17 protein-coding genes are annotated in these 23293 nt (G+C 31.0%); 13 read left to right on the top strand and 4 right to left on the bottom strand.

The window, feature by feature from the left end:
* Positions 1-326: 326 nt before the first annotated feature.
* The 6 genes from ACE193_RS11965 to ACE193_RS11940 all read left to right on the top strand — a co-directional run bounded on the left by ACE193_RS11965 (position 327) and on the right by ACE193_RS11940 (position 9775).
* Positions 327-764 carry an organic hydroperoxide resistance protein gene (locus ACE193_RS11965; RefSeq protein ID WP_375563220.1) on the top strand — a complete coding sequence of 146 codons (438 nt, stop codon included), beginning with the start codon at positions 327-329 and terminating at the stop codon, positions 762-764.
* A 235-nt stretch (positions 765-999) separates the two neighbouring features.
* Positions 1000-1797, top strand: coding sequence for an O-methyltransferase (locus ACE193_RS11960; RefSeq protein WP_375563219.1), 798 nt, complete (start codon positions 1000-1002; stop codon positions 1795-1797).
* Positions 1798-1941: 144 nt separating this feature from the next.
* Positions 1942-3684, top strand: coding sequence for an FAD-dependent oxidoreductase (locus tag ACE193_RS11955; protein ID WP_375563218.1), 1743 nt, complete (start codon positions 1942-1944; stop codon positions 3682-3684).
* 12 nt (positions 3685-3696) lie between these two features.
* Positions 3697-4353: a hypothetical protein gene (locus ACE193_RS11950; RefSeq protein ID WP_375563217.1), complete on the top strand. Its 657-nt coding sequence runs from the start codon at positions 3697-3699 to the stop codon at positions 4351-4353.
* Positions 4350-5849 carry a SpoIIE family protein phosphatase gene (locus tag ACE193_RS11945; RefSeq protein ID WP_375563216.1) on the top strand — a complete coding sequence of 500 codons (1500 nt, stop codon included), beginning with the start codon at positions 4350-4352 and terminating at the stop codon, positions 5847-5849. Before ACE193_RS11950 ends, ACE193_RS11945 begins: the two co-directional genes overlap by 4 nt.
* A gap of 167 nt (positions 5850-6016) precedes the next feature.
* Positions 6017-9775, top strand: a complete 3759-nt coding sequence (locus tag ACE193_RS11940) for an FAD-dependent oxidoreductase (RefSeq protein WP_375563215.1) — start codon at positions 6017-6019, stop codon at positions 9773-9775.
* A gap of 122 nt (positions 9776-9897) precedes the next feature.
* On the opposite strand, the gene ACE193_RS11935 is transcribed toward ACE193_RS11940, so the two are convergent.
* Positions 9898-11241, bottom strand: a complete 1344-nt coding sequence (locus ACE193_RS11935) for an amidohydrolase family protein (RefSeq protein WP_375563214.1) — start codon at positions 11239-11241, stop codon at positions 9898-9900.
* A 313-nt stretch (positions 11242-11554) separates the two neighbouring features.
* On the opposite strand from ACE193_RS11935, the gene ACE193_RS11930 reads away from it, so the two are divergent.
* Together ACE193_RS11930 and ACE193_RS11925 are read left to right on the top strand one after the other, a co-directional pair.
* Entirely contained in the window at positions 11555-11779 is a 225-nt protein-coding gene (locus ACE193_RS11930; RefSeq protein ID WP_375563213.1) for a hypothetical protein, read from the top strand.
* On the top strand, positions 11752-12633 hold the full coding sequence (locus ACE193_RS11925; RefSeq protein ID WP_375563212.1) for an ISL3 family transposase: 882 nt from the start codon (positions 11752-11754) through the stop codon (positions 12631-12633). Before ACE193_RS11930 ends, ACE193_RS11925 begins: the two co-directional genes overlap by 28 nt.
* 174 nt (positions 12634-12807) lie before the next feature.
* Here the strand turns inward: ACE193_RS11925 and ACE193_RS11920 are convergent, their stop codons facing one another.
* On the bottom strand, positions 12808-13857 hold the full coding sequence (locus ACE193_RS11920) for a hypothetical protein (protein WP_375563211.1): 1050 nt from the start codon (positions 13855-13857) through the stop codon (positions 12808-12810).
* Positions 13858-14390: 533 nt separating this feature from the next.
* Here ACE193_RS11920 and ACE193_RS11915 point away from each other — a divergent pair.
* The 4 genes from ACE193_RS11915 (at position 14391) to ACE193_RS11900 (ending at position 19138) form a co-directional block, all read left to right on the top strand.
* Positions 14391-17009, top strand: a complete 2619-nt coding sequence (locus tag ACE193_RS11915; protein WP_375563210.1) for a 7TM diverse intracellular signaling domain-containing protein — start codon at positions 14391-14393, stop codon at positions 17007-17009.
* Between the two features lie 83 nt (positions 17010-17092).
* Positions 17093-17647, top strand: a complete 555-nt coding sequence (locus ACE193_RS11910; RefSeq protein WP_375563209.1) for an HD domain-containing protein — start codon at positions 17093-17095, stop codon at positions 17645-17647.
* A gap of 48 nt (positions 17648-17695) precedes the next feature.
* Positions 17696-18382 (top strand): tRNA (guanosine(37)-N1)-methyltransferase TrmD, encoded by a 687-nt coding sequence (trmD, locus tag ACE193_RS11905; RefSeq protein ID WP_375563208.1) that lies wholly within the window; start codon positions 17696-17698, stop codon positions 18380-18382.
* A gap of 75 nt (positions 18383-18457) precedes the next feature.
* Entirely contained in the window at positions 18458-19138 is a 681-nt protein-coding gene (locus ACE193_RS11900) for a hypothetical protein (RefSeq protein ID WP_375563207.1), read from the top strand.
* A 64-nt stretch (positions 19139-19202) separates the two neighbouring features.
* On the opposite strand, the gene ACE193_RS11895 is transcribed toward ACE193_RS11900, so the two are convergent.
* A complete protein-coding gene (locus ACE193_RS11895) occupies positions 19203-20978 on the bottom strand; it encodes an S-layer homology domain-containing protein (protein WP_375563205.1) in 1776 nt (591 codons plus the stop codon).
* Between the two features lie 741 nt (positions 20979-21719).
* On the opposite strand from ACE193_RS11895, the gene ACE193_RS11890 reads away from it, so the two are divergent.
* The gene (locus ACE193_RS11890) at positions 21720-22127 is read left to right on the top strand and encodes an STAS/SEC14 domain-containing protein (protein WP_375563204.1); all 408 of its coding nucleotides are present in this window, start codon (positions 21720-21722) and stop codon (positions 22125-22127) included.
* Positions 22128-22183: 56 nt separating this feature from the next.
* Here ACE193_RS11890 and ACE193_RS11885 read toward each other — a convergent pair whose 3' ends face one another.
* Entirely contained in the window at positions 22184-23254 is a 1071-nt protein-coding gene (locus ACE193_RS11885; RefSeq protein ID WP_375563202.1) for a glycosyltransferase family 4 protein, read from the bottom strand.
* Positions 23255-23293 lie beyond the last annotated feature (39 nt).

Genomic DNA, 23293 nt, shown 5'->3' with positions numbered 1-23293 from the left:
TATCTATTTTTTTAGATTATTAAACAATTTAGTACCTAATTTTAGTTTGATTTTTTGAAATAAACGTCATTTTTTGTGTATTAATTTTTTGTTAAGCCTTATTTATGAATAGTAATGATAGGCTTTTCCAAATATTGTTTCTTACCTCTATCTATTACTTATAAGTCCAAATGAGTGCCAAAAGTAACAAATAGATGTTAATTTTATAAAACCTCCCATTAAAAACAATTTGATTTTGTTGAGTTTTTTATGCAATTTGCATACACAAAAAATACTTATCAACTACTGGTTTATGAACAGGTTTTACTTAATAATCAAAAAACACAATGGAAAAAAATACAAATTTCGCTCCTCTTTATACAGCAAAAGTAATGGGAGTTAGTGGTAGAAGTGGACATGTAAAGTCTTCTGATGGAGTAATTGACCTTGATGTACGCTTGCCAAAAGGAATGGGAGGCGACGAAACAGGCAAACACACCAACCCAGAGCAATTATTTGCAGCAGGTTATGCAGCTTGTTTTGGTGGTGCATTGGGAGCAATAGCTGCTGCTAAAAAAATTAAATTAGCTTCTCCTCCAGAAGTAACTGTACATGCCACTATCGGAAAAGAAGGCGAAGGATTTAGTCTTGCTGTTGATATTTTTGTGCATATTTCAGATATGGAAATTACACAAGTACAAGAATTGACAGAAGCTGCACATCAAATTTGTCCTTACTCTAAGGCTACTAGAGGAAATATTCCAGTAAATATTCATGTAAACTAAGTGCATTTTTGTATCATAGGTTTCTTAATCTATGTATAAGTGAAAATGAATTTACTGTGTAAATACAATTAAAAAATGAATTTCTGATTGATTTTCATTTGCTTTCTGAAAAACCTTTTTTAGATTGCTATATCAATTCTTATATTGATTATTTATAAACTCCAATAAAATTAGTTTGTTGGAGTTTTTTCTTGCATTCTGTATTTGATTTTATCCATTTTGAAAATAATAAACTATGCTATTGTATGTCCTAAAATACCTTTATTTTTACTTAAAATCAGGCGATGAGCATGCTGTTCACTCTCCTTTTGTCTATGAATTATATACATTAGCTATCCAATCTAAAAAAGAATACTATGCGTTTTCAGAATTAGAAAACCTTCGTCAAGAGCTTATTTCTGACCGTAGCGAAATAGAAATTACTGATTTTGGTGCAGGCTCAAAGCATTCTAAAAATAAAAATTCTTCTAACAAAAAAAGCATTTCAGAAATAGCACGTCGTTCTGCTATTACTTCCACAAAAGCACAATTATTATTTAAGTTAGTAGAATATTTCAAACCCAAAACAATTCTAGAACTTGGCACTTCTCTAGGAGTTTCTACTCTTTTTATGGCTTTGGCTTCTAATAACTCCGAAACTCAAATTATTACTTTTGAAGGCTGTCCACAAATAGCAGAAAAAGCAAAAGAGAATTTTGAAGAATTAGAACAAGAAAATATTGAAATCATAGTAGGAAATATTGATAAAACACTACAAAAAAACCTTCCTTCACTTCCATCATTAGATTTTGTGTTTTTAGATGCAAACCATCGTTATGAACCCACTCTGAATTATTTCAATCAGATTTTGGAAAAATGTCATAATGATACCATTATTATTTTAGACGATATTCATTGGTCTGAAGGAATGGAAAAAGCATGGAAAGAAATTATCAAAAATGAAAAAGTAACAGTTTCAATAGATTTATTTCAAGTAGGATTGATTTTTTTGAGGAAAGAACAACCCAAACAGCATTTTGAGTTGAGATTTTAATGTATCCCATATAGTATCAACATTTCAACAGAATAATATATTTATTATTCGATAAATATCCTTGCATTTTTTTAATAAAATTACTTTCTTACAATATCAAAATTTATTTATACTACTGAAAAGATTTTTACCATAAACTACATAATGACTAAAAAAGTAGCAATTTTAGGAGGTGGGGTTGCTGGAATGAGTGCAGCCCATGAGCTTATTGAACGAGGCTTTAAAGTAGAAATCTATGAAAAACAGCCTCATTATGTGGGGGGAAAAGCTCGTAGTGTAGATTATTTTGGAGAAGCCCAAGATCCTTATCTAAAACCTCTTCCAGGGGAACATGGATTTCGCTTTTTTCCAGGGTTTTATCGTCATATTGTTGATACAATGCAACGAACACCTTTTATAGATGCAGATGGAAAGAAAAAAACATGTTTTGATAATTTAGTTTTTTCAGAAACAGCTATGATGGCTAGTTTTGATAAACCTCCTTTAGTTACTCTTGTAAACTTTCCCAAATCTCTTAAAGATTTAAAAATTATTCTTAAAGATTTTGTAGAAGCACCACAAGTTACAGGACTTACCCATGAAGATGCTGAATTTTTTGCTGAAAAATTATGGACACTAGCTACAAGTTCTTATCAAAGACGAAAAAGTGAGTATGAGCGTATTTCTTGGTGGGAATATACAGATGCTGATAATCAAAGTGAAGCCTACCAAACTTATTTTGTAGGAGGACTTACACGTACTTTGGTAGCTGCTAAAGCCAGAGAGGTAAGTACAAAAACAGGTGGAGATATTCTGCTGCAACTATTATTTTTGATGGGAAGTCCTAAAGCACATGCTGATAGAGTTTTGAACAAACCTACCAATGAAGCATGGCTTTATCCGTGGAGAGATTATTTATTAGAAAAAGGAGTAACTTATTTTCATCATCACGAAATAACTCATATTTCGTGTATAAATGGAAAAATAAGCTCGGCTACTGTAAAAGACAAAGAAGGAAATGAAAAACAAGTCTTAGCAGATTATTTTATTTCTTGTGTTCCTGTCGAACGAATGAACGAACTTCTGACAGAAGAAATACTAGATGCAGATCCTGTTTTAAAAGGTATTCAAAGTCTTACAGATGATGTCGCTTGGATGACAGGAATCCAGTTTTTTTTAAATAAAGACGTAAAACTTAATAAAGGACATACTATTTATACAGATTCACCTTGGGCATTAACTTCTATTTCTCAACTTCAATTTTGGACAAATTATACCATTGAAGACCGAGGTAATGGAAAGGTAAGAGGTGTTTTTTCAGTAGATATTTCAGATTGGTTTACAGAAGGATTGAATGGCAAACAAGCCAGTCAATGCACTTCTAAAGATGAAGTAAAAGATGAAGTTTGGGCAGAACTCAAACGCAGTCTTAATGTAGGTGGACAAGAAATTTTGACCGATGACATGCTTGAAGATTATTATCTTGATAGAGATATTGGTTTTCAGAAAAATATGGCAACAACAAATGAAGAGCCTTTACTTGTAAATAAGATAAATACTTGGGTACTTCGACCAGATGCTTATACCAATATTCCAAATTTTTTCTTAGCTTCGGATTATGTAAGGACAAATACAGACCTTGCTACTATGGAAGGAGCAAATGAAGCTGCACGAAGAGCAGTCAATGCAATTCTAAATTATGAAAATTATTCGGGCAAATATTGTGAAATTTGGGATTTACATGAGCCAGATATTTTACACGTTTATCGTTGGTATGATCTTACTCGTTTTCGAAAAGGACTTCCTTGGAAAGTAGGAAAAAATGGGAAACTACCTTTTCCATACAATATTGTAAATTGGCTGAACATAGCTTGGGTAAGTTTTAAAGATATTTTGGGGATTCTATAAACAATTAATTTTATGAATGAGTGGTTTAATCTTGAGAGATATTCTGTTGGGCAACTTGTTTTATTTGGAATAGCAGCTCTATTTTGGGTAATAACTTATGTTCTTGTAATCAAAGATGGTTTCAAGAAACAATATGTTGGTATCCCTATTGCTGCGATTGCTGCTAATTTTGCGTGGGAAATTCTATGGAGTACAGTATTCCATACTGATATGGGATTATTTTTTGAATGGGGTTATAGAATTTGGTGTATATTAGATATAGTAATTGTTTATTTGTTGTTTCAGTATGGTTATAAACAAATAGATAATAAAAATCAACGACAAGCCTTTAAACCTCTATTTATTTTGGGGGTAATAGGTTGGATGGTGGGAATATATTTTTTTACTAAAGAATATATAGATCCTATTGGCGCAGTTGCAGCCTATTTAGTAAATGCAAATATGTCATTACTTTTTATTTTACTTGTTCTTAGACAACCAAAAGAGATTACTATTGCATTACGTTATGACGTAGCTTGGTATAAAATGTTAGGAACAACTTTAACGAGTATATTCTGTTTTTGGGCATATCCAGACCAACATTTTATGCTTGCTATGACTGTGATTACATTTATACTAGATATTGTATATATATATCTTGTAGGTAAATTTAGAAAAGAAAAGATATGAGTATTGCTAGTACATTTGGGTTTGAAAAGCTATCTGTTGAAGAACAGACTAAAAGAAATGCATTTTTAAGAATTACTGTATTCTCTGCATTAGGAGGTCTTCTGTGGGGAAGTACATATATATTTTTTAATCAATATGGAGCTGTCATTACAGGGTTTATTTACTTGATTTTTGTAGCCTTAAATCTCACTTACTTAAAATTTACTCATAATTATAAAGTCTTTCGTATAGTTGGATTAATAATGTTACTAATTAATCCAATAGGTTCTCAACTTAGCTTAGGAGGTTTTGTGGCTGGTAGTGCTGTAATTTTAGCTTCCTCACTAGCTCCAATTAGTGCATTAACTATTCAAAGTGTAAAAGCCTCTCGTTTATTTTTTTATTCTTATTGTTTAGTAGTAATATTAACAGGAATATTAGAGTTTATATTTTTGCAAAATACTGCTAGTAATGTTCCAAAAAATATAAGTTTATTGTTTTTTGTTAGTAATAGCATTGTTATTCCTGCGATTTTTTATTTTGTTTTAGAATATTTTTTCAAACAGCAAGAAAAATTTAAACAGATTGTAGAAGAAAAAAATTTACAACTTACAGAACAACAAGATGAGATAGCAGCAAGTAATGAAGAGTTGTTTCAACAAAAAGAAGAACTTGCAACTATTCTTGAAGTAGTACGAGATAAAAATAAAGTTATAGAAAAGCAAAATACAGAAGTAAGGTCAAGTATTTTGTATGCTAGTCGTATTCAAAATGCTCTTTTACCCATCGATAAAAAAATAAAAAGTTATTTTAACAATGATTTTTTTATAATCAATAAACCTCGTGATATTGTTTCTGGAGATTTTTATTGGTTTGAAAAATTAGAAGATTGTGCTATTATTGTAACAGCAGATTGTACAGGTCATGGCGTACCAGGGGCATTTATGTCTATGCTTGGTGTTACAGGACTTAATTCTATTGTTTTTCAAGAAGGCATTTTCAGAGCAGATAAAATACTCAATCATTTACATGATTATATCTATAAATCGCTACAACAAGAAGAAGGAAAAAGCTCTGATGGAATGGATGTAAGCGTTTTGGTCATCTATGATTCTATTCCGATTGCTGAATTTGCAGGAGCTATGAATTCTATTTATTGTATTCAAGATAATGAATTGAAAGAAATAAAAGCTGACAAAAAACCGATAGGTAGTAATCATTATGGAAAAGACAGACAATATACTAAACAAGTTATTGATATTTCAAAACCAACGGTATTTTACACAGGCTCAGATGGATATCAAGATCAATTTGGAGGAAAAGCAGGACGAAAGTTTATGAAGAAAAATCTTAAAAAATTAGCTTTGGAACAGCACACTCAACCTTTCTCAAAACAAAAAGAAACATTTACTTCTACTCTTGAAAATTGGATAGCAGAAGGTAAAGAAAGTCAAATTGATGATATTTTATTTATGGGTTTTAAGGTAGAAAGAAAAGTTGTGGCTATGAATAAATAAAACATTAGATTTTAACATGACTTTTACTAAAATACTTGCATACACTGTAAGTATTTTTTTTATAAAATTAAGTTTTCTTACCTTTGCGCTATTATCTCATTATCAAACACATAGCTTTTTTGGGAGATAAAAAAAACATTTATTCTATTTTAATTTAAAGAATCAATATGTCTAAGAAAGTCGCTGTTTTTGGTGGTGGAATTGCAGGTCTTACTGCTGCTCATGAACTCATAGAAAGAGGTTTTGAAGTTACAGTTTATGAAAAAAATGATATTTTAGGAGGAAAGGCTCGTAGTTTTTTACTGAATGGAAACTTAAACCCAAATACAAAGTATGCAGGAGAACACGGTTTTCGTTTCTTTCTTCATTGGTACGAAAATTTTCATGATACTTTAAAAAGAATTCCTACAAAAGATAATAAAACAGTTTATGATAATTTGGTAGATGTTGGCGAAATTCAAGTTGATGATTTTACTTTTTCATTTACAGAATCTCATCCTAATCCAACAAAACCTCCAATAGCTTGGCTTAAAGCAATGCTTTCTTCTCAAAAAAGACATGAAGAAGAATTTGAACAAACTACTTGGGATTCTTATATTACTTCTAATCTGCGTGGAACAGAATCAAAAGAGATGATTCGTTTTTTCCAAAACACTCCGAAAGCAACAGCTTCAGTACACTCCACAGAAGCAAGTGTAAAAGCTCTTGCTCACACATTAAACAGATTTTTTACAAATAATGGTCTTGGAATACTAAATGCACCTACTAATGATGCCTTATTTGACCATTGGCAAAACTACTTAGTTTCGTTGGGTGTAAAGTTTGAATTTGACGCTACTTTAGTAGCACTCAATATGGTAGAAAGTAGTATTAGTAGTGCATCTATCTCTATAAAAGAAGAAAAAGAAGAAATTTATGCTGATTATTACATTAGTGCAATTCCTCATTTAGATTTAGAAAAAGTCATTAAGAAAAATAAACAAGAAGATAAATTTGATTATTTGCCACAACTTAAATCGGGTTGGCAAGCAGGAATTGTATTTTATTTGAGTAAAAATATGTCTTTTCCTAATGGTCATTTTGCACTTTCTTATTCTCCTTGGAACATAACAGGAATTTCTCAATCTAATTATTGGTCTGAGGAAGCTAATAAAAAATATTTAGATAAAAATAATATTGAACTAAGTCTTTCCTTGATTATTGCAGACTGGGATTTGGAAGGAAATTTTATCCAAAAACCTGCAAAAGAATGTACATTAGAAGAAATAGTAGAAGAATTGATTTATCAGCTCAGAACATATTCTCCTCAAAAATATAAAGAGAGTTTTGAAAATATTGAAAAATACTTAGTTGATTACACCATTGACCCTGCTATACATTTGACAGGCGATAGTTTTGCGACTAATGAAACACCTCTATTTATGAATGTGGTCAATCATTGGGAAACAAGACCCGATGCAAAAAGTGAATTAGAAAATCTTTTTATTGCTGGAGATTTTGCCAAAACATCAGCCTATTTAGCTACAATGGAATCAGCTAACGAATCTGGAAGACGTGCAGCTAATGAAATTTTGCGAATCAATAATAAAGACCTTGCTAAAGTATTTACAGAAAGACACTCAAAAACACCTCAAATATTTACACCTTTTATAAAAATAGATGAGATTCTATATGATTATGACAAATCGCATATACTAGATTATTTGAGTAATGAACAAATAGAAGAATTAACAAATGCACTTCTTCCTTATATTGATTTCGAAGGAAGTAATCTTCGTAATATTGATACATTGTTTACAAGTGTTGTAGATACTTTAAAGCATCTTTTAGACAAACTTCCTTCTCTAGGTAGCGATATAATTCAACTTCTCGTAACAGAAACAAATGTAAAAGAAAACACTGTAAAAGACGAGTTAGCAAACAGAGTGCAATTTTGGGCAAATGTGAGTTTAAAACTTGTAGAGCATAAATCGAAGGAGTTTCCAGAAAGTTTGTCTTCTTATGTCGATATTGATAATCCTATATTCAAACCTCTATTGCATGTAGCCAAACAACAAGGTTCAATGAATAGAGCTAAGTTTGCTACTGCACTAAATTATTGGTATGATGTTCCTTATGATGAACTTATTCATCTGATGGAAACAGGACAAGTTCTTCATAATTGTAGCTTATTGATAGATGATACTATGGATAATACTACTGTTCGTAGGAATGACAAAACAGCACATGAGCTTTTTGGAGTCAATCAAACTTTGTGTGCAGCTTATTCTACTTATTTTCAAGTTTTGTTATCTACTTACGTTAATTTAGGTTCAGATTGCTTGTTACATTATTTGGAAGAAACAACTAGAGCGCATATAGGTCAATCAGATGATGTATATTACCGAGAAACAAAACTGTGTCCAACAGAAGAAAAATATATGGATATGGTGGGTAACAAAACAGGTAGTTTTTTTAGAGTATTTTCTATGTGTTTGGCAAGTTTAAGTAAAAAAACATTGTCTAAACAATTAAGAAATGATATTCTAGATTTTGCTGATTTTGTGGGGAAACTATATCAAATCAAAGATGATTATATGGATTTGATGTCAGAAGAGTATTTTATTAAAAAAGGAACATTTGCATCTGATTTTGAAGAAGGTAAATATTCTTTTCCTGTCATTCACTGTGTTACTAATTTTCCTCAATATGCCGAAAAAATTGCGTCATTATTAGGCAAAGAAGGAATAACAAATGAAGAGAAAAACGAACTTATGAGTTATTTAGAAAATTCAAAAAGTTTGGATTATACATTACATAAAATCACAGATTTATATCAAAAATGTGACACTTTGCTTTCTTCTATTGAAAATGAAAGTAGAGTTTCTAACCCTAAAATGAGAAGTTGGTTAGAGAGCTTTGTATCTGATATTCCTAATTTTAGTTATACAAAGAAGACTAATAAAGTAACCATCCAAGCTCAATCAACTAAAAAACAAGATATTTTTGAGATAAATTCGGTTGATTCAGATACAATACATAGAGCATTAAGAAATGTATTTTGTTCGTATCATATTTATTTCAAACTACATAATTGGACTTTAGAGCAATTTTGGGAATGTTTTCCTTTATTACTTACCGTCGAAACGATGATAATTAATGTTGATAATATCAATGAAGATAAAAATGAAAGTGTTTCTGTATTAACTAAAGAAGCTATTAAATCTTCTAAATCTTGGCAGTTTATTTCAAAAAGTAGTTTTTATTCTCCTTTGATGGATGAAATATTAGACAATGCCATTGAGTATTTCAATTTAGAAAAAAAATGGTATCAGTCTGAAAATCAAGAAAAAAACGAATTATTTTCAGAAGAGTTTTTGACTAAAATGAATCATTATAAATCTACTAATTTTAGAATCTTACATATTTTATCTCAAAATATTTGTGGAGATGAACCTAAAGAAACAACAAGTATCTATGATGATTATTATTTAGATGCTCAAGTTATTGAAGACTATGTTTCTATGAGAATAGAAGAGTTTGAACAAGAAAAAGATAATCAAGAAGAGAAATATAATGTCTTTTTACATGCTCAAAAACTAGAAAATCAAGTATTTTTTGAAGAACACAAACAAGCTCTTTATGATAGACTTACTTTTGCAGAAATTCAGATGGCTGCAAACTGGTATCAAGTTTATACTTCAGCTTCAAGTATTGATACTAATTTTACTGATATTTCTGCAAAAATGGATTTGAAAAAAGTATATTCTATTGCTAAAGAAATAGCTTTTGCTTGTAATTTAGATGAGGATTTATCAGAAATGACATTGAAAGGGAAATTCAAATGGTGTATCAATAAATTCTTTGAAGAAATTATTACTCAAAAAACAAATGATGTTATTCTAACTCGTTTGCAAAAAGATGCTATACTGTCTTTATCAAATTAAGCATACTATTTTAAAATCTTTCTATTATTTTTCTGATCTTCTTAAAACACACATAAAAAATAATAATAAAACTATCTTTTATTGTCAATAAAAAATAGTTTTATTATTATAATCTGTTTTTTTTACTCTTTTATATTCTCAATACGTGTTTGGTATTTTTTATAAAGAATTTTCTGTTTGTTAATTAGGTCAATTTCTCGCCCTTCGATAAAAGCGTGAATTACTTTATTAGTTCGCATATCCAAAATATCGCCTTCTGATACCACAATACTAGCATCTTTTCCTACTTCTAATGTTCCGACACGCTCATTAATTCCTAAAATAAAAGCTGCTTTGCTTGTAATTGCTGCTAATGCTTGCTCTTTTGTAAGACCAAAAGCAACTGCCATTCCTGCCGAAAAAGGAAGGTTTCTTGCTCCCATAGTTTCCATATCTCCAGCATAATTCAAACAATATTCTACACCAGCTTTTTGTAATAAATAAGGTAATTTGAAAGGCGCATCAATATCATCATCGGTGCGTTGAGGAAGTTCTGTTGTACGTCCGACAATAACAGGAACTTGATTTTTCTTCAAAAACTCAGCTACTTGCCAAGAATCATAACCACCCACAATTACTACTTTTTGTATTCCCATTTCTTTGGCAAAACTAACTCCTTCAATAATATCTTTTGCCCATTCGGCATGTAAATAAAGGCGCATTGTTCCATCAAAAAGACCTTTTATAGAAGCTAATTTTAGATTTTTTGTAGTTGGATTTTCAATTTGATTATAGGCTTTTGCTTCACTCAAAAGAGATTTTATTTTTTCTATTTCTGCATTTCGTTCTTCTTCTTTTGCCTTTTTTGGTTCGGCAGGTGCAGCCCACCAGCCACCTTGTTGCATATAAGCAGGCATATAAATGTGTAAACCGTCATCCATTTTCAAACTTGCATCTTCCCAGTTCCATGCATCCAAATTGACAACTGATGAAAGACCAGCCACCAACGAACCACGAGGAGTAGCTTGAGCAATCAAAACACCATTTGTCCTGACCGTTGTGGTAACTTCCGATTCTGCATTATAAGCACTAATTGCTCTAATATTTGGGTTCAAATCGCCTACTTCTGCCATATCTACCGAAGGACGAACAGCATCAATTTCTTTAAGTCCTAGTGTAGTATTTGCCAAGATAAGCGACGGATAAATGTGTTTTCCAGTCAATTCTATAACTTTTGCATTTTCTTCTGAAACACTTGAAGATTCTCCTAAAGCAGTAATTTTTCCATTTTCAAAACGAACAGAACCATTTTCGATAACCGTTTGTCCATCTCCAATATGAAGTGTTGCATTTTTGAGTACAATGGGCTGAATTTGTTTTTCGGCTGGCAGAGGTGTTTGAGCATACCCCTCTAAAGAAATAAAGAGAGAAATGAAAAAGGAGATAAAAAATAAAAAGGCAAAATTAGATAATTTTTTGAGTTGCATAATTTTAGGGTTAGGTCGTTGGTGAGGACACCAAAAACGGCGAATTTTTATTTTTACCTCAACGACGGTTTTAACCTCGTTGACGGTTGAAAAATAGAGCAAAACTTACCGTCGTTGAGGCTCAAATGAAGCCAGCAACGAGGATTAGAAAAAAGTAGATTTTTGGCTACCTCTGCAATATCCGAAATTATTTTTTTGATTAATGTTATATTTTGTGAAATATCACAGAGTAACTTCTTTATTTCTCCACTTCAACAGCAGGAATATTGGCTCTTCCGACAATTTAGCGATAATTTTGTAATTTAGCTTTCCTATGGATACTACTACAATAGAACTATTATTAGGATTTTCAGATTTTTCAGTAACACAAATAGAGTCTTCTAAAGAGCGTTTGACTATTTATGGAGAAAGTAATTTGGAAGAATCTATGTGTCCGAGCTGCTTAAAAAAGTGCAAAAAAGTAACTTCTACTTCGGAACGTATTATTCGTGACCGAAATATTTTAGATAAATGGAAAAATATCTTTATTTATGTTTGAAAGACAGTAGCTTCAAGGAGGTTGCTATCCGAGAAAACATACTTTGGGATGTTTTAAACGGTATTTTTAAACGATACAGTCAACGTGAAATAGACGAACACTTAGATTACTTCCCCAAACGTTTAGGTATCGATGAATTTGCCTATAAAAAAGGAAAAAAAGAGTATGCTGTAGTTTTGGTAGATTTAGACACAGGTTTGGTTTGGGATATTTTAGAATATCGCAATAAAGAGTATTTAAAGAGTCATTTTTTAGCTAAAGGAGAGGCTTTTTGTAATGGTATTGAAGTATTTTCTTGTGATATGTGGGAGGGGTTTTCCACTACAGCAAAAGAAGTATTTCCTCATGCTGATGTAGTAATAGATCGCTTTCATTTTTTTCAACACTGTAACAAAGTACTAGATAAAATTCGTAAAGAATTGCGACGAAAAGACGCTAAAAATGTGCATTTCAAGCAAATTAAATGGCTTTTATACAAGACTTGGAAAGACCTTACTGCTAAAGAAAAACGAATTTTACTGAAAGCATTTAGGTTTAGTTCTGTGCTTAGAGAAATTTATTTTATGAAAGTAGAATTACAAAATATATTTAATACTGATTTAAGTAGACAAGAAGCCCAGAAATTACTAGAGCAATGGATAGAAGCAGCTCAAAAAATAAATCATACAGCTTTGAATAGATTTATAGGCACGTTTAATTCGTGGAAAAATTATATTATTAATTACTTTGAAATTAGGTGTTCTAATGGAATTGTAGAGGGAATTAATAATAAAATTAAGACTATCAAAAGGAATGTATATGGCTTTAGAAACTTTCAAAATTTGAGAGCCAAAATGATAGTCAAATTTATATAATCGCTAAAAAGTCGGAAGAGCCAAATATTTTCTGTTATAGTTTTTTTTGATAAGTTTACGTACATAGAGGTAAAGAGTTAGAAATTGCAAATGTGAAGATTTACAATGATAACTATTTTACCTCTTTTTTGAAAAAATAACTACCTATTCTTAAACAGCTTCATTATTAAAAAATTATCTAATTCTGAATTTGTATTGATCCATTACAGATTCTTCTTTGTAAGTTAGGTCAAAATAATAATCTCCATCTTCTAAGTTTTTATCTACAAAAATTTGAGCTTGTGTACGTCCATTTTCCAAAACAGGAATTGGTCTTTTTACTACTTTGTATGGTTTTCCATTTCTATAAAGAGTCAAATAAACGATACGTTCTTGTGCATCTCCTTCAAAAAGTCCTTCGCCTACTTCAAATTCTAAATGAACTTCTTTACCAATTTTACCTTTGTGTTTGCCTGTTTGGTCAAGAATCACACGTCTGTTTTGAAAGTCATATTGTGCTGTAAAATTGTACGCCTTACGTGTAAGCCCTTTCAAGCGTTCGATTTCTTCTTTTTGGCGTTGAATAAGTTCTTCACTTTGTGTAAGTAATTCACGAAGTTTGGTACGGTCTTCTCCAATTTGCTCAAGTTGTGCAAGAGAAGTTTGTTGTTCGTTTAATATTTTATCTAATTTTGCTTTTTCAGCTTTATATTTAGCTACTTCGGCAGCCGAAAGTTTGTACTTTTTGGTCATACTGTAAAGCTGACTTTTATACGATTGCGTTTCTTTCAAAAGTTTTGCAATATATTCACGATTTTTTTTCAATTCTTCTTTTAATGTTGAAATTTCGCCTATTGCATATTCATCTTTTCCAGAATAAACTTGTCCTAAACGTTCAGAATAATCTAGTTTTTTCTGTTGTAATTCACTTATTCTAGCCAAAGCTTCATCTCTACTTTCACTAATTTGAGATTTTTCTACTTTAATATCATTTCTTGTTAGCAATAATACTTGACGTAATGAGTCAGCATTTTGATAGGGGATAAGTTCGTTATCAATATTTCTAATTTCATTCGAATAGGCTTGTTCTAATCTATTGAAATCTTTGTATAAGGCTTCTAATGTTTCTGTATTAGAGTTTTTGAAGGCATTTGTTGCCCAAATTGCGCCCACCACTAAGACCAATGAAAGTATAGCTACTACTGCAATAAATGTTTTGCCTTCACGGGTGTTGTATCTGCTCATAAAATTCGGATTTTGGATATGATAAAGTAGTTTTTCTTATTTTAAAGACTAAAAATAAAAACTAGAAAAATTGATTGAAAAATGTTTAGTTGAAAAACTAGATAAAAATTGAAGTAAAATAGTTAAAATTCAAATAATATCAAATTTATTATTTTAATCTCTAAGTTAGCAAGGCTAATATACAACTATATCAGTCGTATTGCCAAACAAATAAATTTGAAAAAGCTAAAAAACAGAAAAATTACATCAAACTAGAGTAAAACAAGTACAAAGTAGTGTGTTTTTGTTTGTTTGTATTCTTATTTTTACTCAAAAAACAGTCTGTTTATCGAAAAAAAGAAGCAACACGAATTATTTTTGGCTATTGTAATCAGTTTTACTTAAATTGCTTCGTTATCATTAACACAGACAATAAAATCAAAACATAATCCCTTATTTCGTAATTATTCCCAACTTTGTTTAGTTCTACACACCTAAAAAAAATATTTTTATCTCTATTTATCTTCTTAAACATAATTTTTGGAGGCTTTTCTGTGTATGCTCAACAAACAACTACAAAGTCTGATTTCAAAACTATTTTGCTTCAAGAATCAGAAGACGAATTGCGTTTAGAAGGAAATTATATTGGTATTTTTGAAGATGCAACTCAAAGTAAAACATTTAATCAGATTTCAGAAGATAATTTTTTGTCTAATTTTGAAATTTATGAAGGATATAATCCTAATTTTGGATTTAGTGAATCCATTTTTTGGGTACGTATAGAATTAGAAAATCAAAATAAAGAACAAAATGAATTTCTATTAGAGATAGCAGCTCCTCTTTTAGATTCGATTACATTTTTTTATGAAGAAAATGGAGAGTACCAAAGCATAACTACTGGAGATATGCTTGAATTTTCGAAACGCCCTGTTGAGAATCGTTATTTTTTGTTTCCCTTTCAATTAAAACCAACAGAAAAACGAGTTTTTTATTTTAGAATAGCATCCAAAGCTAGTTTGATGCAGTTTCCGATACGTGTTTGGAAACCTTTAGCTTTCGAACAGTATAATCATCAATTTCAATTCATTTTCGGGATTATTTATGGAATAATTATTTTTATTCTTATCAATAATCTGTTTTTGTATTTCAATCTAGGTAAAGGAAATAGCTATTTATATTATGTAATTGCTATGGCTTGTTCGCTTTTAGTGATTGCAAATCTGAATGGTCATGCGTATGAATACTTGTGGAGTGATTTTCCATTTTTACAACAAAAAGCCTTACCAATGTGCCTTACATTTTTAGATTTTTGGCTTGTTTTATTTTGTAGAAGATTTCTGAATACTCGTGTTTTCTTAGAAAAATTTGATAAAGCTCTTCGTATTTTTGGATTTGTACAGCTTGGTTTTTTCATTCTTACGATTTTCTTACCCTATCAATATGCTATTTATTTATCCAACTTTTCGGCTGCTGCAACGGCAATAGTACTTCTGATAACAGGAACAAGTGCTATTTTGAGAGGAAATACATCTGCTTGGTTTTTTATTAGTGGTTTTTCAGTTTATATTTTGGGTTATGTTATTTTTGCTTTAAAGACAAGTTCTTTTATTCCTCTAAATGCTTTTACAGAGTATAGCGTACAAGTAGGAGCTGCCCTTCAAGTAATTTTACTTTCTTTTGCAATAGGAGTGAGAATAAGAGAAATTAGAAACGAAAAAAATGATGCACAGCGTTCGATGATGGAATCTCAAATGCAAGCTAATGAGCAGCTAGAATCAAAAGTAGAAGAACGTACTCATGAACTTAATGATAAAGCCGAAGCCTTAGAAAATTCGTACCGTACTGTTTCTATTTTGTCTTCCATAGGACAAGAAATAACAGCTTCTTTGGATTATGATGCCATTTTTGCCGTCTTGTATCGCTATGTACATGAGCTAGTAGATTCTGCATTTTTTGGAGTAGATTTATATTATCCAGATAAAGAACAGATTCTTTATGCCTATAATGTAGAGAATGATGTTTTGTTGCCTGAGCAAAAAATTGATTCAAATAATCCGAATAATTTGTCTGCTTATGTTATCAGAAAAAAAGAAAGTTTGTTTATAAATGATGCAGAAAATGAAATTCAAAAGTATTTACCTAACATAGAAGTTCTTGTTGGAGAAGCCCCAAAATCAGTAATAGCTATTCCTCTTTTGGTAGGAGAACGTGTTTTGGGAGTGGTTTCGGTGCAGAGTTTTGATAAAAATGCCTACACAAATCAGCATTTTGAGATTATGAAAACGCTTGCTTCTTATACAGCTATTGCATTAGATAATGCTTCTTCGTACTCTAAAATCCGAAATGCAAATAGCAAAACAATGCAAAGTATTCGTTATGCACAACGCATACAGGAAGGGCTTTTGCCAAGACCTAGAATTTTTGCAGAAAATTTTGATGAAGCAAGTGTTTTTTATCGTCCTAGAGATATTGTAAGTGGGGATTTTTATTGGTTCGAAACGCTATGGAAAAAAGATTTTGATGATGAGTTGCATCAAAATATGCCTAACAAACTCAAAATGATTGCTCTTTCAGATTGTACAGGACATGGGGTTCCTGGTGCATTGATGACAATTATGGGAGTAAATCTTCTGAATCAAATTATTGCAGAAGGAGGAACATGGCAACCTGATGAAATCTTGACCAAACTAGATGAGCGTGTTCGTCATACATTCCATTTGGAAGAAATGCACACTCCAAAAAGCCGTCGAAACGATGGAATGGATATTGGAATCTGTGCCATTGATGAAGAAGAACGAGTGATTTATTATGCAGGAGCAAAAATGCCTTTGTATATTGTCCGAAATGGCAAAATTGAAACCATAAAAGGAAGTCCTTTTGCTATTGGAGGTTCATTTATTTCAAAGAAAAAACAAAAAGAATACAAAATAAGTATTTTTAGATACGAAAAAGGCGATAATTTATTCTTAGCTTCTGATGGTTTTCAAGACCAATTTGGAGGAGATAAAATGAATGAACGAAAATATTATACTCGTTTCTTTAGACAGTTTTTAGAAAAAATAAGTGTCCTTTCTACTGTCGAACAGTATTCAGCCTTTAGCAAAGAACTTATTAGTTGGAAAAAAACAAGACGACAAACTGATGATATTTTGGTAATGAGTGTAAAGTTATAAAGTCAGAAGTCAGATTTTAGAAGTCAGAAGTAAATACAATTAATTTTTGTTACTATTACCAACTTACACTTTTTTAAAAAACTATGAATAACTCAACCTCAACTGCTGATTTATATAGAGATGCTTTAGATTTTGCTTGCAAAGCACACAATGAACAAAAAATGCCTGCTTCTGAATTGCCTTATTTTTTGCATATCAGCGAAGTCATGACAGAAACTTTACTTGCTTTTCAAGAAACAAATGACAAAAATCTCAATCAAAATCTAGGTGTCTTAGTTGCTATTCTTCATGATACAGTGGAAGATACTTCTGTTACTTTAGAAGAGATTGAAAAACAATTTGGAAAAATTGTAAAGAATGGTGTTTGGGCAATGACAAAAGATGAAAGGTTGCCAAAAGAAGAACAAATGAATGATAGTTTGGAAAAACTTTTGAAAGAACCAATAGAAGTCCAGTTTGTAAAATTGGCTGATAGAATCGTAAACCTCAAAGACCCTCCTTATTATTGGAACTTAGAAAAAAGACAGAAATACCAAAAAGAAGCCAAAATCATTTTAGAGAAATTAGGAAAGGCAAACCTGTATTTAGCCAACAGATTGAGCGAAAAAATTAGAGAGTACGAGCAGTATTTTGTTTAAAAAAATACTGCTGTTTTTTATTAAACCTTTATAAAAAAAAATCAACTTATGCGTATAGATATTATCACTTGCCTACCTCAACTTATCGAAAGTTTTATTGGGCATTCTATTTTACAAAGAGCGCAAGACAACAATTTGGTAACACTAACTCTTCACGACCTCAAAAAATACAGCCAAGACAAACATGGGCGAATTGATGATTATGCCTTTGGTGGTGGTGCAGGAATGGTCATGACACCAGAGCCTTTAGCTGCTTGTATAGAAAAATTATTGAGTGAAAGAAAATATGATGAAATTATTTATATGACTCCTGATGGTATTACATTTAATCAAACGATGGCAAATAGTTATTCTTTAAAGGAAAATATAATGATGATTTGTGGACATTATAAAGGAATAGATGAAAGAATACGTCAAAAATATGTTACAATGGAGCTTTCAGTAGGTGATTTTGTGGTTTCGGGGGGCGAAATACCTGCTGCTTTGGTGGCTGATGCTATTATTCGTTTAGTTCCTCGTGTGATGAACGATGAAACTTCTGCGCTTACAGATTCTTTTCAAGATGATTTGCTTGCACCTCCTGTTTATACTCGTCCTGCGAATTGGGAAGGAATGGAAGTTCCTGAAGTATTGCTCTCTGGACACGCTGCCAAAATTGAAGATTGGAGGTTACAACAAGCGATGGAACGAACCAAAAAACGTCGTCCTGATTTGTGGAAAAAATATAGTGAGTAAGCTCTTCAAATACAAATTAGGGATTAAAAATTCTGATTGATGGTTTTGATAAAATACATTTAATCTCAACTAAAAATGAACCAGTCAAAAATCAATTCTAAACCGTTTCATGTTATTCAAATTTTCAGTAATTCTTATTATTACGATAAAGAATACAAAGAATTTGAAACTAGAAAAGAATGGGTAAAATGGAAAAAAGAAATTGAATCTTCTACCAAAATTGAAAATAAAACCATTCTAGTAAATAAACATGGCTATCAAAATCATGAAGGAGTTTTAGATAATTTAGTAATTCTTTTGGACAGTAATTTTTATACAGAAGAAGATGAAATGAATTTGAGTAAATTAAATTCAAATTATGGTAGATATACCTATAATAGAAAGGAGAAGCAACGAGTTGTTTTTTCTGCTCTATCTTTTCGTAAAACAGATTTAGAAATTTTCAAGGTAAGACAAAACAAAAATACCCAAAAAATTGAGTTATTTTTTCATTGGAATTATTGGAATACAGGAATAAATAAGAAAGGCGATTTTAAATTATATAATTTAGAAATTAATAAGCCTGTAAACATCAAGACTGACAAAAAAATAGATGGAGAACGGAAGAAAAGAACCTTTTTAGAAAATAACTATATCATTGAATACAAAGGAGTTATTGAACAAATTGAAGTGTTGAAAGACAATCCAGTCTTCTATAAAGAAATACCAAATTTGGAAGAAATAAAGAAGATAAATTTGATGAAACATTTGAAATGAAAAAGCCATTTCTATCAAAAAAAATGATAAAAATGACTTTAGGTTTATCAATGAATTGTGAAAATTATTTTACCAAATATGGATTTTCAAAAGGATTAATCAAATTTCCTCTCCACGCCAATACTCTATAAAAAGTAGCTGCTGCTTCTGCACGAGAAGCATTCTGAGTAGAATTCAATTTATTTTTTTGAGGATAATTAATGATAAATTCATTTTCATGACATGTCGCAACTGCATTTTTTGCCCAAGGAGCAATACTGCTATTATCTACAAAATAAGAAAGTCGATTCAAATCACGATTTCCGGGAGTAAGACTAGATAAAGCTGCAAACATTTCTGCTCTTGAAATTGGACTATCTGGCTTGAATGTTCCGTCTGGATAACCTGCCATCATACCAGAACGAGCAACATGCAAAATTTTTGCTTCTGCCCAATGTCCACTAATATCTGAAAAATTACGATTTGCAAATTGAGGTTGGATAGAAGGCTGAATAATACTATAAATCATAGCTGCAAATTCGGCACGTCTTATATAGTTATTCGGACGGAATGTATTATTTGGATATCCTGATAAATACTCGTTATCAATTAAATAAGCTATTTCGTTATATGCCCAATGATTAGCAATATCAGTAATAGAAGCAGAACGAGGAGTTGGTACACCTACAAAAGTGCCATTCCAAGCAGGCAAACCTCCTAAAGAACCATTATAAAAAGTATAAGCAGGAAAATCATAAGCAAAATTATAATCTTCATTAAAACCAAAAAAAGCCGTTTTTACACCTGCTTGGATAGAAGGAGTAGTTTGTATATTCAAAATATAATCATTGTAATTGAATGTATTTTTCAGACGAGCAGTACCATAAAAAGTAAATAGTTTTAAGCCATACGGATTACTCTCTAATTTGAAATAAGGAGCAGAAACTTCCGTTTGACCTCCTACAATAAACTCTGGACGATAGGCTTTAAAATTAATATTGCTATATCCTAAATTTGACCAACTTCCATTGTTATAATCTAAACCAGCTCCAAAATCACCTGTGTTACAAGCCATTCCTACATTTAATTCCATATTAGCAGAATAATTTGATTCTATATCTACTTTAAATTTGTTTTTAAAAACAATAGGAATAATACCTACAAAAAATGAAATAGCTGGAAGCTGCACTTCTGCTAATGTTGTTTCGAAGCTGCCTTCTCTTTCTACGCCATACTTCCCTTTTAATTCTACATCTTTCAAATCACCTCTCAAATACAAACGAGTACGACGAACAGTTCCTCCTTGCATATCCCAAATAAACTCAAAACTAGGTTTTACATTTGCTTCTCCACGAATGGAAATACCATTTTGAAACTGTTTATTAAAACGAAGAAAGTGATAACCGTCCACTTCTACTTTATTAGCCACATTTCCATAAGAATTAGTTTCAAACTCTTTCGTTTCATGGATATAGGCATTCTCAAAAATTTGGTCAAGGGTAGCATTTTCTGTTTGATAAACAAAATTATTGCCTTCTTCTCGGATGCTTACAATCTCACGCATATAGCCATAAGGAGCTAAAGGAGCGATATTCGAAACCAAAATGTTACCCACTTTATAAGGTAGGGTAGTTTTGTGCTTCTTAAAAGTAAGTGAATTTTTATCAATTCTGACTAATAATTCGTAATTTTCGGGCTGAATTACTTTTACATATTCATAAGGCTGATTGAGAGCAAGCCCTGTTTGAGAATCTTTAGGGTTTTCTAAAATCTCTTTTTCTTGCTCTTGACAAGAACTAACAAAAGCCAAAAAACAAAGTATCAAAACGATACGTTCTAGGCTATACATAATTTTTTTCATGATAATATAAGGGTAAAGATGAATAAAGAATAAGTAGGGATAAATATTCTTTTGCATATAAAAAAAATAAGTAATTATTGATTAATATAATTAACTAATTGCTAACATACAAAAAATTAATCATTTAAAAAAATAGTAGCAGGAAACTGTTTAGTTACTCATTATCAGTATTAAATCTGTTATTTTGATAGGCTTCTTGTACCGATCCAAATGTCATTACAGGTGCAGAATTTGATAGGAAAGCGTGAAAAATGGATAGAAATGACTGCGAAAATACTTGGAACGAACCAAAAAATATCGTTCTGCTTTGTGGAAAAAATATAGTGAGTAGTTCTTCAAATACAAATTAGGAATTAAAAATATATTTAATCTTAACTGAAAATGAAAGAGTCAAAAATCAGTTCTAAACTCTTTCATGTCATTCAAATTTGGACTGTTTTTTTATTAAAGACACTACTTTTTCCTTAAAGTTTTTTATCATTGATTGTAATATATTTTATAAAGCCCTATATTTATTTAGGTCAAAAAAATCTAGAGCTTTTGCCAAATATAATTGCCGTATAAATCTAAAAATCAACCAGATACAGCAATTTTAATTTCTACAAGAAAACTTTATAAGTACAATATGAAGCTAAAATTTATACTTTATTTCGCTTTTACATTGATATTTATCAGAGACAAACAAAAAGTAGAAGCTAATATTCAAAAAAACTTAATATTTTTTAATTAAAAAAAACACCTATGCCTTTATTTGAAGAAAAGTATCTTACTATTCATCACGACCAAGAAGTAGAATGTATTCACATGCAATGGACTGGTTTTGCTACTTCTCAAAAGTACAAACAGGGAATGAATACAGGTTTGGAGAAAGTAAAAGAAAAAAAGGTCATTAGATGGCTTGCTAATATGGTTGAAATGGGGGCAATTACACCTGAAGACCAAAAATGGACAAATGAAGATTGGTTTCCTCGCCTTTTAGGTGCTGGAGTTAGGATAGCTGCTGTGGTAATGTCTAAAGATATATTTAATCAGCTTGCTGTCAAAAAAATAGGCAAAGATATGACTGATAACACATATACGATGCACTTTTTTGAGAGCCTTGAAGAAGCTAAAGAATGGTTGAAAGAATATCAAGTTGAAGAAAAGTAATATAATGGTAAAAAAGTCAGTATCTAATAGAATTATATACTGACTTTTTTATTTTTTTAAATATTGACTACTTCCCTTCTTCGTTTGACTTTTTGGTGTAAATAAAATGCTAAACTACTAGCTGTCAAGACGATAATTGGAACAAGCCAATTATCAGATAAATAACCCTTTTGTCCAATAAAAGTAAATAGGAAGACAAATAGAATATTTAAGAAAATGACTATTCCTACAATATAATAATGACTACAACCAATATCTAAAAGTAGGTGGTGAATATGATTACGGTCAGGAGAAAGAGGCGAACGGCCAGCCAAAGTTCTCAACATAAAAACACGAATAGTGTCAAAAAGTGGATAAACCATCAGAGCTGAAAGTAGAGACAAAGGAGCTATAATGTGCAAATCACTAGTAGTAGGTAAAGCAGCATTTTTATTGAGAAAAATAATCAGAAGACCAGTAGCTAAAAAGCCAAGCATCAACGAACCTGTATCACCCATAAAAATTCTGGCAGGGCTATAATTATAATATAAAAAGCCTCCTACGCTTCCTAAAACAGCTAAACACATAGCCGAAATAGCCAAACTTCCTTCTAAAGCAAACCAAAGCCCAAAGAAACTAAAGACAATCAAGGCTACTGAGCCAGCTAGTCCATCAATTCCATCAATTAAATTAAAGGCATTTGTAATTACGATTACAATAAAACCTGTAACTAAATAGCTAAAAATAAGTGGTAATTCGTGTACACCCAAAAAACCATACAAAGAAAAAATCCGAATATCTCCAATCAAAAGAACAGTAATTGCTACAAATTGTCCTATCAATTTCCAAAAAGCACTCAAAGGTAAAAAATCATCTCGCATACCCACGACGACCATTACCAAAACAGCTCCAAGCAAAAACTCCATATTGAGAGTCATATCTACAAAAGACCATGTTAGAGTAGAAATAATAAAACCAAAGAAAATTCCGACTCCTCCAAACGAACATATTTTTCCAGTATGAATTTTTCGTTCGTTGGGTACATCATGGATGTTACGAGCATTAGCAATTTTGATGATTTCTGGAATAAGAAGTAGGCAAACAGTAAAAGCAGTACCTAAGCTAAGAAGTAATTTAATCCAACTCATAATTTATGGATAATAAAGAAAAATTATTAAATGTCGATT

Source organism: Bernardetia aquimarina (genome assembly GCF_042180575.1).
GTDB lineage: Bacteria > Bacteroidota > Bacteroidia > Cytophagales > Bernardetiaceae > Bernardetia.
The sequence above is the reverse complement of the archived record's forward strand: the minus strand, read 5'-3'. Positions and strand labels throughout refer to the sequence as shown.

What these genes read in the sequence shown, in the direction of transcription:
- ACE193_RS11965 (WP_375563220.1), top strand. Translation starts at nt 327, where the DNA reads ATGGAAAAAAATACAAATTTCGCTCCTCTTTATACAGCAAAAGTAATG.
- ACE193_RS11910 (WP_375563209.1), top strand. Translation starts at nt 17,093, where the DNA reads ATGAATAACTCAACCTCAACTGCTGATTTATATAGAGATGCTTTAGAT.
- ACE193_RS11890 (WP_375563204.1), top strand. Translation starts at nt 21,720, where the DNA reads ATGCCTTTATTTGAAGAAAAGTATCTTACTATTCATCACGACCAAGAA.
- ACE193_RS11895 (WP_375563205.1), bottom strand. Translation starts at nt 20,978, where the DNA reads ATGAAAAAAATTATGTATAGCCTAGAACGTATCGTTTTGATACTTTGT.
- ACE193_RS11900 (WP_375563207.1), top strand. Translation starts at nt 18,458, where the DNA reads ATGAACCAGTCAAAAATCAATTCTAAACCGTTTCATGTTATTCAAATT.
- ACE193_RS11885 (WP_375563202.1), bottom strand. Translation starts at nt 23,254, where the DNA reads ATGAGTTGGATTAAATTACTTCTTAGCTTAGGTACTGCTTTTACTGTT.
- ACE193_RS11955 (WP_375563218.1), top strand. Translation starts at nt 1,942, where the DNA reads ATGACTAAAAAAGTAGCAATTTTAGGAGGTGGGGTTGCTGGAATGAGT.
- ACE193_RS11940 (WP_375563215.1), top strand. Translation starts at nt 6,017, where the DNA reads ATGTCTAAGAAAGTCGCTGTTTTTGGTGGTGGAATTGCAGGTCTTACT.
- trmD (WP_375563208.1), top strand. Translation starts at nt 17,696, where the DNA reads ATGCGTATAGATATTATCACTTGCCTACCTCAACTTATCGAAAGTTTT.
- ACE193_RS11950 (WP_375563217.1), top strand. Translation starts at nt 3,697, where the DNA reads ATGAATGAGTGGTTTAATCTTGAGAGATATTCTGTTGGGCAACTTGTT.
- ACE193_RS11935 (WP_375563214.1), bottom strand. Translation starts at nt 11,241, where the DNA reads ATGCAACTCAAAAAATTATCTAATTTTGCCTTTTTATTTTTTATCTCC.
- ACE193_RS11920 (WP_375563211.1), bottom strand. Translation starts at nt 13,857, where the DNA reads ATGAGCAGATACAACACCCGTGAAGGCAAAACATTTATTGCAGTAGTA.
- ACE193_RS11930 (WP_375563213.1), top strand. Translation starts at nt 11,555, where the DNA reads ATGGATACTACTACAATAGAACTATTATTAGGATTTTCAGATTTTTCA.
- ACE193_RS11960 (WP_375563219.1), top strand. Translation starts at nt 1,000, where the DNA reads ATGCTATTGTATGTCCTAAAATACCTTTATTTTTACTTAAAATCAGGC.
- ACE193_RS11945 (WP_375563216.1), top strand. Translation starts at nt 4,350, where the DNA reads ATGAGTATTGCTAGTACATTTGGGTTTGAAAAGCTATCTGTTGAAGAA.
- ACE193_RS11925 (WP_375563212.1), top strand. Translation starts at nt 11,752, where the DNA reads ATGGAAAAATATCTTTATTTATGTTTGAAAGACAGTAGCTTCAAGGAG.